The following is a 10,802-nucleotide window of genomic DNA, read 5'->3' as shown; positions in this document are numbered from 1 at the left end:
GATTGGAAACGAGGAGGGTGGGGTTGAAAGTTCCCGACATGGGGGGTGTTGCTCTGCAATAATTGTCCCTGCCTCCGAGCCCAGTTCTGGCAAGGCTCAGCCGGATCTTGGGTGGAGATACCGAAGCGACCGCCTCTGTTGGTTGTCCAAACGACTGGTCGGGCGCCGGTTGCGGGGAAATGTCTGGCGGGACGCAGGAACGCTTCTTGCGCCTGCCCATTCTGCGCGTGCGAGCAGGACACGCAGGTGAATGGATGGACAAGCTCAATCGCTTCTTTCGGGACAACGGGCTGACGCTAGCCTTAATGGCAATCTTCTGCCTGTGCATTTTGGGCATGGTGTGGTCCGGATGGCTTGAGGAAAACGCCACGCTTGCCGAGCACGGAAGGCCGGCGATTGATGTGCTCGACTATTTCTTGAGCGCTTCCTTTCAGTCGGCGCTGTTCGAGAACTGGGAGAGCGAGTTTCTGCAGATGTCGGCCTACGTCATCATGACAGCCATGCTTTTCCAGCGCGGCTCCGCTGAATCCAAGGACCCGGACAAGGTCAATCCGGAAGATGCTGACCCGCAACAAAAGCGCCGCAACAAGCATGCGCCATGGCCGATCAAAGCCGGCGGACTTTGGTCCGCGCTCTACTCATATTCGCTGGGGATCGCCTTGCTGGCTCTTTTCGCGGCGTCGTTCATCCTGCACTGGCTGCAGAGCGCGGCAGCTGCGAACGAGGAAGCGTTGCTGCATGGCCAGCCCGCGCATTCCGCCATCGAGCACCTCGCCGACCCGCTTCTATGGTTTGAATCATTTCAGAACTGGCAGTCGGAGTTCCTCTCTACCGCCGTTCTGGTCGTGCTGTCGGTGATCCTGCGATACCGAGGCTCGCCGGAATCCAAACCGGTGGCGGAGCCTCACTCAAAAACGGGCCACTAGAGATATCGTAAATTGTCTGGAGCCGAAGACGGCCGCATAGCCACAGGACACTAACGAAGCCGACCGCCCGGCGCCTGCGGATGCCAGCCGCTTTGCGAGCCATAGCCGTGCCATTGCCGACGACAGGGCGACTCCGTCGTGACGGTATTCTGCGTTTTTCTGTGGTGGAAGCGGCTGTACCGTCAAAACAGGGAAATAACCGGGAACTCCCCAAAGTGTTTCTTTCTAAGCGGCACCTAGATTGAGGTTAAGGTGGCTGTTGCGTTGAGAAGGGCTGAAGACCAATTCACCATCATTTGCGGACATCAAACGTTCTCGAATACTTCCCGATAACTGCCGCAGACTATTGTGATAAGGTGTCATGCATGAGCACGATAGTACCAAAGCAGTCGGACGCGCCCAGATTCGAGCGTATCGTCACGCGCGAGGATGAGAGCTTCCTGTGGCGGCGCGACGATTATCCTTGGGAACGCAATGTCTGGAACTATCATCCGGAGGTGGAGATCCACCTCATCAATGATGCCAGTGGGATCGCGTTTGTCGGCGACCACATCGGCGAATTCGGGCCAGGGCATCTGACTGTCGTCGGTGGCGGCCTGCCGCATGACTGGGTCACGACGCTCAATCCCGGCCAGCGCATCGAGGGGCGCGACACCATCCTGCAATTCGACGCCGGCCGCATTCTTCGCTTTCGGGAGCAGATTCCCGAGCTCGCCGAGTTGGACGGCTTCATGCAGCGCATCCAGCGCGGGGTTGCCTTCACCGGACCGACGGCGCGCGATGGCGCTGCGCTGCTGACGCACATCGGCGAGTTGACCGGCCTGCAGCGGCTGGTGGCGTTTCTCGAGCTGTTGCAGATGATGGCCAGCGCTCAGGACTATGTGCTGCTGTCATCGGCCCATTTCATGCCCGACCAGGATGGCGAGACGCTGGCCCTGCTGCAGCGGGCGCTGATCTACATTTCGGAGAATTTCACCAATGAACTGCCGCTGGGCGAAGTGGCCGATTTCATGGACATGACCGAGAGCGGCTTCTCGCGCTTCTTCAAGAAAAATACCGGCAACACCTTCACCGACTACCTGACAGCGATGCGCCTGCACAAGGCATGCAGCCTATTGGCCGAAGACCAGCACTCGATCACCGACATCTGCTTTCTGGCCGGCTATACCAATATTTCCAACTTCAATCGCCGGTTCCGGGAACGCTACGGCATGACGCCGCGAGACTATCGCAACCGGTCGGAGGAACGGCGGCGACTAGAGGGCGCGCGCCAGACGGAGCTGGCCGTGCGGCACTGACGCCGCACGCAGTTCGCCTACTGGTAAATCTGATGCACCTGGGCTGGTTCGGTGCCTGGGGCCACGTCCTCAATGCGCAGCGAACGCTCACTGGTCACGTCGAACAGGTGTAAGTGGTCGCTGGCGATCGCGAAGCGGACCATGTCCCCTTGGGTAACCCGCTGCTGCGACGGGATTAGTGCGGCTATCCCCTGACCCTGGAAATTCATCGACACCAGCGTATCGTGGCCGTGATATTCGATCAGCCCGGCGGTCGCACCGAACGTGCCGCGCGTATCCTTCTCGCCGGCTGTGAGCGTGACATCGCCTGGACGGAAGCCAAGCACCACCTCCTGCTTGTCGGCCACGGCAAAGCGGCCAGCCTGAAGTGGGATAACGTCACTGCCGACCGCAACCACTGCTCCCAACCCATTCAGATGCACGGTTCCCTTGAGGAAATTCATGTTGGGCGTGCCGATGAAGCCCGCCACGAAGAGGCTGCGTGGGTTCTCGTAGATTTCCTGGGGCGTGCCGACCTGTTCGATGTTGCCCGCCCGCATCAGCACGATGCGATCGGCCAGGGTCATGGCCTCGAGCTGGTCATGGGTGACATACACGGTGGTGGTCTTGAGCGTCTGGTGCAGTCGAGCGATTTCGACGCGCATATGATGCCTAAGCTTGGCGTCGAGATTGGACAGCGGCTCGTCAAACAGGAAAACCTTGGGCGTCTTGATCATGGCGCGGGCGATGGCCACGCGCTGCTGCTGGCCGCCGGACAAAGCCGCCGGCTTGCGCTCGAGGAAGGGTTCGAGCCCCAGCACGCCGGCGACGGCCTCGACACGCTGCTTGATTTCATGGGCCGGCACGCGCTGCCGGCGCAGGCCGAAGGCGATGTTCTCGAATATGCTCATATGTGGATAGAGCGCATAGTTCTGGAACACCATGGCGACGCCGCGGTCGCGTGGCGGCAGCTCGTTGACCACCGCCTCGCCGATCGCAACCGTGCCGCCGCTGATATCTTCGAGCCCCGCAAGCATGCGCAGCAGGGTGGACTTGCCGCATCCCGAGGGACCCAGGAACACCACGAATTCATGGTCCGATATGGCCAGGTTGAAGTCCCGGATAACGGGAACGTCGCCATAGGACTTGCTGACATTGGTGCAGACGATGGTGGACATTGCTGCGCTCCCTAAAGGGTAATCTGGAGTTTGACGTCGCTGGGCAGGCCCTGCGCGGCGCGCTCGAAGGCCTCGATGCTCCGTGCAAAGGGGAAAGTCGCCGAAATCAGCGGCTTGAGATCGACCTTGCCCGAAGCGATGAGTGCCAAGGCGCGGTCGAACACATTGGCGTAGCGGAACACCGTCTCGATGCGGATTTCCTTGCCGATCGCCGCATTGACGTTGATCTGCACGTCGTCCACCGGCAGCCCAACCAGTACGATGGCGCCACCGGGCCGCACTACGTCGGTCAGCTGCGGGAAGGCCCTGGCGCTGCCACTGGCCTCGAACACGATATCTGCGCCCCAGCTCCGCGTGTCGCGCTCAATCGTGTCGGCCAGTGTCGTCGTGTTGAGATCGACCGGAACGATGCCGTCATAGCCGCCGGCGATGGCCAGCTTGCCGGCAGAGAAATCCGAGACATATACCCGGGAGCAACCGCCCGCGAGAGCGGCCAGCGCGATCATGATGCCAATCGTTCCCGAGCCAATCACGGCCGCCACATCGCCGGGCTTGATCCGTGCCTTTACGGCGGCTTGCATACCGACCGCGAAGGGCTCCACCATCGCGGCTTCGGCAAACGAGACGTTGTCAGGCAGCCGGTAGGTGAATGCCGCCGGATGGACGACTTCGGGTCGCAGTACGCCGTCGACGGGCGGCGTCGCCCAGAAGCGCACGGCGGGATCGACATTGTACATGCCCTCGCGCACGGCGCGGGAATTGAGGTCGGGGATGCCGGGCTCCATGCAGACCCTGTCCCCGACCGTGAGGTGACGCACCGCTTCGCCCACCTCGATGACCGTGCCGGACGCCTCATGGCCGAGCACCATGGGCGCCTTGACGACGAAGGGACCGATAGCCCCATGCGTGTAATAGTGCACGTCGCTGCCGCACACGCCCACGGTGTGGATGGCGATGCGGACATCACTGGGTCCGAGCGTTTCGGTGATGGTGACGTCGCGGAGCGAAAGCTCGCCCTTGCGTTCGAGCACCAGTGCTTGCATCGGCTTGGTCATGTCAGGTCCGTCGGGTAAAAGCTGAACTCAGGAAGCCGCTGAGTACGCCCAGGAACAGCAGGGGCGGCAGCGACAGCAGGACCACCGAGGCATTGAGGATGCCCCAGGGCACGTTCATGCCCTGCTGCGACAACTCGGAAGCCACGATGGGAAGGGTCTTGGCATTGGTGCTCGACAGCATCAGTGCCATCAGGAACTCGTTCCAGATCAGCACGAAGCTGAAGGCGATGGCCCCGACCAGCGAGCGCAGCGCAACCGGCAGGGCGACTTTCCAGAACACCGCATAGGCGCCATAGCCGTCGACGAATCCGGCCTCCTCGACCTCCTTGGGCACGCGCTGGAAGGCCGGGATGGACAGCCAGACGGTGACCGAGATGGTGATCAGGGAATAGGTGACGATCAGGGCGACAAGGCTGTCATAGAGCCCGATCTGCAACCAGATCACCATCAGCGGGATGGCCACGGCCACCGGTGGGAGGAAGCGGATGGAAAGGACGAAGAACTGGATGTCCGCCGACCATTTGTTCGGATAACGGGCGATGGCATAGGCCAGCGGCAGGCCAAGCACGACACCGACAAGCACGGATGTGCCACAGGCGATGATGGAATTGGTCAGTCCCGCCATGACGCTGTGGCGGCCCAGCACGTAAGTGACGTTCTCCAGGGTCGGGGTGAAGAAGAACTTGGGCACCTTGGAGATGATATCGACATTCTTCTTGAAGGCGTTGAGCGCCGTCCAGACCAGGGGGAACAGGGCGATGAAGCCGAAAATGGCGAGCACGAGATTGCCCAGGATGCGATCGAGTTTCATGACTGCACCCGCTTCCACAGAATGGTGAAAATGACCACGGTGGCGACCATCATCAGCACCGCCATGGAACTGGCATAGGAAACCTTGCCGGCTTCGATGAAGCCCTGCGAGAAGGCGTACATGTCGAGCGTTTCTGTGGCGACGCCGGGGCCGCCGCGGGTCATTACGTAGATGAGGTCGAAGGAGCGTAGTGACTCGATCATCTTGACGAAGGTCAAGCTGATCAGCGGCGCGCGCAGCATGGGCAGCGTGATGAAATAGTGGATCTGCCAGCCCTTGGCATGGTCGAGCTGCGCGGCTTCCAGCGGCTGCGGCGGCAGCGTTTCGAGCAGCTTGAGCACGATGACCGCGAACAGCAGGCCCCATTGCCAGACGTCGACCGTGGCCACGACGTAGAGTGCGGCATTGGCGTTGCCCAGGAGGTCCACCGGTTTGCCGGTGATGGCGCGGATCGGATAGGTCACGATGCCGTAGAGCGGATGGAAGGCGAATTTCCAAACGAAGGCCGCCGATACGCGCGGCAGCAGCACCGGCACGATGAACAGCAGGCAGTAGAAATTGCGCATGCGCGGGGACGCGTATTGGAACATCAGCACGCCCAGCACGATGGCCACCGTCATTGTCGCGATAACGGTGACGAACTCCCACTTTACCGACACCCAGACCGCATTGAGAAAGCGCCGATCGGAAAACAGGTCGATGAAGTTGCTCAGCCAGACAAAGTCCATCTCGGGCTGGCCGAGGACCCGGTTCTGCAGCGCGATAATCACCGCAAAGATCGTGGGCACCATCGACAGCACGAGCAATATGCCCATGGTCGGGATGGTGAACACCTTGGGCAGGCTGGTCTTGCTCAGCATGGCGGGCTCCTCCAATGCGATGGCGCCCGTCCGCTCCCGTCGGGAGATCGGAACGGGCGGGCGCTTGATCGCGAGCGTTACTGGGTCAGCAGCTCGTTCGCGTAGGCTTCGAGTTCGTCCAGGCTCGCCTTGACGTCGGTGCGGGTGCCGTTGATCAGCTCTTCGAGAATGATGCCCCAACGGTCGCCCAGGTCAGGCCAGCGGGCGTCTTGCCAGAAGTTCACCGCGGTGACCTTGCCGGTATCGGCCAGCGCCTGGCCTAGAGCCGGCCCGTAGATGTCGCTGAACATCTGGCTGGTGATGACGCTGGTGCGGTTCAGCTCGCCGAACTGGTAGGCCTCCAGGCGCCGCTGTTCCTGTTCCTTGGACGTTGCCCAGGCGATGAACAGGCCCGCACATTGCTTGGCGGTCTCGTCGGCATTGGCCTTGGTCGCGATGGCGAGGCCGTGGCCATAACCCCCGCCGGGCAGTGGCGCAGGCGGCGGCAGGAAGCCGACGTTTTCGACGACGAGTGAATTGTTGGGATCCACCGCCATGCCCGAGAGCGGTGTGGATTCCACCAGAAGAGCCACCTGGCCAGAAAGGAAAGAACCGACCGACTCGTCCCAGCTGCCGGTTTGGGTGCCGGGCGGAGAGTATTTGAACAGCTCGAGATAGGTCTCGGTCGCCTTGACGGCGGCATCGGAGTTGAAGGCTGGCTTGCCGTCGACAAACCACTCGCCCCCATTGGCCTTGAAGTAGGGCATCCAGCGCCAGACATTGGCGCCCGAACCACGGGCACCTCGTAGGGCGATGCCATAGATGCCGGCATCGGTATCGGTCAGCGCCGGCACGGCGGCGAGCAGTTCCTCCAGGGTCGTGGGCGGCGCCACGCCAGCCGCCTCGAGCAGGTCCTTGCGGTACACCATCAGGTCGCCGCCGCCGGTCAGCGGAGCAAACCACACCTTGCCATCATAGGTCGCCACCTTCTGGCGGCCGGGATCGAAGTCGGCATAGTCGTATTCGGCCGGAAAGTAGTCGGCCAGCGGTACGATCCAGTCCGACGAGGCGAACAGAGCCACGTTGGCTTCGTCCACATAGTACACATTGTAGTTGCCGACCGTCGAAGCGTCAGCGCGCGATTTGGCGCGGCGATCGTTCTCATTGAGATAGTCGATCTGAAATGTGGTGCCGCTCAGCGCCTTGAATTCGTCCTGGTATGTCTCCAGCAAAGTCAAACCATCACGCGGCTGGGCCAGCACCTTGATGGGCTGGGTACAGGTCAATCCCTGAGCAAACGCCATCGTCAAATGGCTGGTAGACAGCAGGCAAGTCAGAGCAAGGCCCGAAGCGAGCCCGAAAGTCTTGATCATGATTTCCTCCCATTAGGACAACCTGACAGCGACGTCAGTCGCGCCTTTGCCACCAGGCTACCGGGACGGCATGTGCGCGTCCTTGGTGGGAGGATATTGTCGGGTTGGCTTTGCCATCACTAGAGGTGTGCATGCGAAGAAATGATACTTTCTTGCGCGCAGCGGAATGAGTGCCTCAGTGCGATGTCTCACGAAACGTGGCTTCGCTCGAGGGTCTAACAAGCTTGCGACCTGGCAACCCTATCCACTAGCCTACTTTTCCAGTTGGCCATCGCCAATTTTGCACGGCACGGTCGGACCAAACCAGACATGGGCGTGTCGGAACAGGCTTTGCTCTAGCTATCGCTGCCCCCCGGGGTTAGCCTTGTCGGCGGGGAAGAGACAGATGGTCGAAACCAGGGATCGGCGGCAGCGCGGAATCAGAGGACGGCTACGGCGTGCGCTGACAATTATCACGTCGCTCACCGTGATGGCGGCTGTCCTGGCATGGATTGGGCTTACCATCGCGGAATCGCGGCTCGAGCGCCATCAGGCGCAGAGCCTGTCTGACCTGGGGCAGATCACATCGCTAGTGGGCCGCAGTGTCTCGCTGGCGGCAGATTCGGCCAGGATCAGCTATTTCGAGACGTTGCCCGAATTGGAGGCAGCGCGTGCCGCACTCGCCGTCCAGATGACCGAGTTCAAGGCACTTGCCGAAGCGCTGCCCAGCCCCGCCTCGACAGATATTTTCGATTTGTCCGAAGTGCCTTCGATCGTCCGGCTGGTGCGACGCCTGGACGCGACGACGCAGAGCCTGTTTTCGATCACCGCGGAAGCGATCGCCTTACGCGAGAGCCCAGACCCCGGTGACAAGGGGCTTGCCCAGCTGAAGCAATCGGCGATCGAACAGCGCACAGCCGCAACCGCGGCGATGGTGGAGACCTCGTTCGCACAACTGACCAAATTGATAGAAGGCCTATCGGTACTGGTCCAAAAGGCAGCCCTCGATCGTGGCAACGAGTTGCTGGGGCTTATCGGCATGTTCAAGACTGCGTTGATCGCAGGCGCGTTGGCCAGTCTGGTCGCAGGCCTGCTGATCTCTGCGTTTCTCACGCGCGCTATCGTTCGCAGCCTGGTCGGCGCCACCCACGCCATCAGCCGTCTTGCGGAGGGGGACAGCTCTGCCGAACTACCCGGCGACGACCGCGACGACGAAATCGGTGACCTTGCCAGGGCCTACAAGGTCTTCAAGGCAAACGCGCTGGAGCGGGACCACCTGGAAAGACGCCTGCGTCATGTCCAGCAGATGGAAGCCTTGGGGCAACTGACCGGCGGCATCGCACATGACTTCAACAACCTGCTTGCGGCAGTCAGCAGCAACCTGCAATTGATCCAGGACCAGTCGAGCGCCGGGTCGCCAACGCATAGGCGCGTGGACCGTGCGCTCGGAGCAGTAGAGAGCGGCAGTGCCATGATTCAGCGGCTGCTGCTGTTCGCACGTCGGCAAGCATTGCAACCGGAAGTGGTTGATCTCAATCAACTGGTGACGGGACTGGTCGATCTTATCGAACTGAGTATCGACCCTGCCATTACCCTCAAGACTGAGTTAGCCCGTGAGCTACCCGCAGTGACGGTCGATCCGGGTCAGATGGAAAGCGCCGTCCTTAACCTCGTCTTCAACGCCCGCGATGCCATTGCCGGACCTGGTACAATCACGCTGGCCACCAGGGTGATCGGCGCCGATCGGGTCGAGCTTTCAGTGCGGGATACAGGTGTCGGCATGCCGCCAGAGGTTCTGGCGCAGGCCTTCGATCCCTTCTTCACGACCAAGCCCTTCGGGGCCGGGAGCGGACTTGGTCTGTCCACGGTGTTCGGCTTCATCCAGCAATCGGAGGGCAACGTGACCATCGACAGCGACGAAGGTCGCGGGACGATCGTGCGGCTGGAACTCCCCGGCACGATCGGCCGCAAGAAGCCAAGGGCGCGACGCCGCATGCCCGGGCGTCCGTTGCCATCGGGCAATGCTGGCAAGCGTGTACTGCTCGTCGAAGACGACGAAATCCTCCGGGCGACAACGGCCGACATGCTGGAAAGCCTGGGTTATGTCGCTGTCCCGGTAGCGTCGGCTGAGGCGGCACTGCGACAACTTCGTAAGCACCCCTTCGATATTCTGTTCTCTGATATCGTGTTGACCGGGGGAGAGGACGGCTGGTCCCTCGCGAAAAAGGCGCGCCAAGTACAGCCCGATCTCGCCCTACTGCTCTCCACCGGCTACGGCAACCAGACGGATGGTCCGTCAGAGATCGATGTGCTCACCAAGCCGTATTCTCGTACCGACCTAGCCCATCGTCTGAATGCGGCGCTCGTCGAGGCGAGGCAGGCTCAACCGGAAACTGCTTCGACGTCGCCCGCAAATATGTAGCCCAGGCCGCGCTCGGTGCGGATGAAGCGTGGTTGACTGGGCACCGGCTCGATCTTGCGACGCAGACGCAGGATCAACACGTCGATGGTGCGATCAAAAACGTCGGCTTCGGTGTGATGGGTCATGTCCAGCAGCTGATCTCTGCTCAGCACGCGGCCGCGGGAGCGGAGAAGCGCGTGCAGGAGGTCGAATTCGGCCACCGTCAGTTGCACCGATGACCCATCTGGCGCATCCAGCCTGCGGGCCTGCAGGTCAAGAAAAAAGCCTTCGAAGCGGAAGCCTTCTCGCCGCTGCACCGCTGCTTGCACCGCCTTGGATCGCCGCAGGATGGCTTTGACCCGGGCCAGGAGCTCCAGGTTACTGAACGGCTTGACCACATAATCGTCCGCCCCGATTTCGAGGCCAACGATACGGTCAATCTCACCCGATCGTCCGGTCAGCATGATGATGGGAACATTGCTGGTCGTCCGGATACTCGTCGCCAGGGCAATACCGTCCTGATCGGGCAGCTGCAGATCGAGCAAGATGAGATCGGGCGGCCTGCCTGACCGCATCAACGCGAGCAGCGCTTCCGCGGTGTGGCAGGCGATGGCGGTGAATCCCGCCGTCTGCAAAATATCGACGACCGTCGAGCTGACGATCTGATCGTCCTCGACGACAGCTATGCGGAACTGCACGGCCGGCCTCCTCCGAAGTCGGTCATTCCCGCCACGTCCGAGTTCGTTGCCGACCGAAGCGGAATGCACACGGACTATAACGCGTCAGCCCTCCGGCATTGTGAACAATGTTACAAGCGCCCGGTTAAGCGTGAAATCACCGGTTCACAACGCCCCGGCACACTACCTCCATCAAGATCGGCAAGACCTGAATACAGGCGCCGATCCGGGGGAGCAGGCGTCGCCGGCCGGACCGGCCATCGCACATTCGTATTCCCTGATCGAT

Annotated in this window: 9 protein-coding genes; 3 read left to right on the top strand and 6 right to left on the bottom strand. The window is 61.4% G+C overall.

Annotated elements, in window-relative coordinates:
- Positions 1-254 precede the first annotated feature (254 nt).
- Together JI749_RS03700 and JI749_RS03695 are read left to right on the top strand one after the other, a co-directional pair.
- Positions 255-926, top strand: a complete 672-nt coding sequence (locus JI749_RS03700) for a DUF6766 family protein (protein ID WP_201662512.1) — start codon at positions 255-257, stop codon at positions 924-926.
- A 365-nt stretch (positions 927-1,291) separates the two neighbouring features.
- Positions 1,292-2,224, top strand: coding sequence for an AraC family transcriptional regulator (locus tag JI749_RS03695; protein ID WP_201659225.1), 933 nt, complete (start codon positions 1,292-1,294; stop codon positions 2,222-2,224).
- A 17-nt stretch (positions 2,225-2,241) separates the two neighbouring features.
- Here JI749_RS03695 and JI749_RS03690 read toward each other — a convergent pair whose 3' ends face one another.
- From JI749_RS03690 to JI749_RS03670, 5 genes are all read right to left on the bottom strand, one after another.
- Entirely contained in the window at positions 2,242-3,381 is a 1,140-nt protein-coding gene (locus tag JI749_RS03690; RefSeq protein WP_201659222.1) for an ABC transporter ATP-binding protein, read from the bottom strand.
- An 11-nt stretch (positions 3,382-3,392) separates the two neighbouring features.
- On the bottom strand, positions 3,393-4,424 hold the full coding sequence (locus JI749_RS03685; RefSeq protein ID WP_201662509.1) for an NAD(P)-dependent alcohol dehydrogenase: 1,032 nt from the start codon (positions 4,422-4,424) through the stop codon (positions 3,393-3,395).
- 13 nt (positions 4,425-4,437) lie between these two features.
- Positions 4,438-5,247, bottom strand: a complete 810-nt coding sequence (locus tag JI749_RS03680) for a carbohydrate ABC transporter permease (RefSeq protein ID WP_201659218.1) — start codon at positions 5,245-5,247, stop codon at positions 4,438-4,440.
- Positions 5,244-6,107 (bottom strand): carbohydrate ABC transporter permease, encoded by an 864-nt coding sequence (locus JI749_RS03675; RefSeq protein WP_201659215.1) that lies wholly within the window; start codon positions 6,105-6,107, stop codon positions 5,244-5,246. The genes JI749_RS03680 and JI749_RS03675 overlap by 4 nt, the downstream gene beginning before the upstream one ends.
- Positions 6,108-6,184: 77 nt before the next feature.
- The gene (locus JI749_RS03670; protein ID WP_233280973.1) at positions 6,185-7,390 is read right to left on the bottom strand and encodes an ABC transporter substrate-binding protein; all 1,206 of its coding nucleotides are present in this window, start codon (positions 7,388-7,390) and stop codon (positions 6,185-6,187) included.
- A 454-nt stretch (positions 7,391-7,844) separates the two neighbouring features.
- Here JI749_RS03670 and JI749_RS03665 point away from each other — a divergent pair, with 454 nt between their 5' ends.
- Positions 7,845-9,860: an ATP-binding protein gene (locus tag JI749_RS03665; RefSeq protein WP_201659194.1), complete on the top strand. Its 2,016-nt coding sequence runs from the start codon at positions 7,845-7,847 to the stop codon at positions 9,858-9,860.
- Here the strand turns inward: JI749_RS03665 and JI749_RS03660 are convergent.
- Positions 9,821-10,537 (bottom strand): response regulator transcription factor, encoded by a 717-nt coding sequence (locus JI749_RS03660; RefSeq protein WP_201659191.1) that lies wholly within the window; start codon positions 10,535-10,537, stop codon positions 9,821-9,823. The genes JI749_RS03665 and JI749_RS03660 overlap by 40 nt on opposite strands.
- Positions 10,538-10,802: the final 265 nt, after the last annotated feature.

The organism is Devosia oryziradicis, from assembly GCF_016698645.1.
Lineage (GTDB): Bacteria > Pseudomonadota > Alphaproteobacteria > Rhizobiales > Devosiaceae > Devosia > Devosia oryziradicis.
The sequence above is the reverse complement of the archived record's forward strand: the minus strand, read 5'-3'. Positions and strand labels throughout refer to the sequence as shown.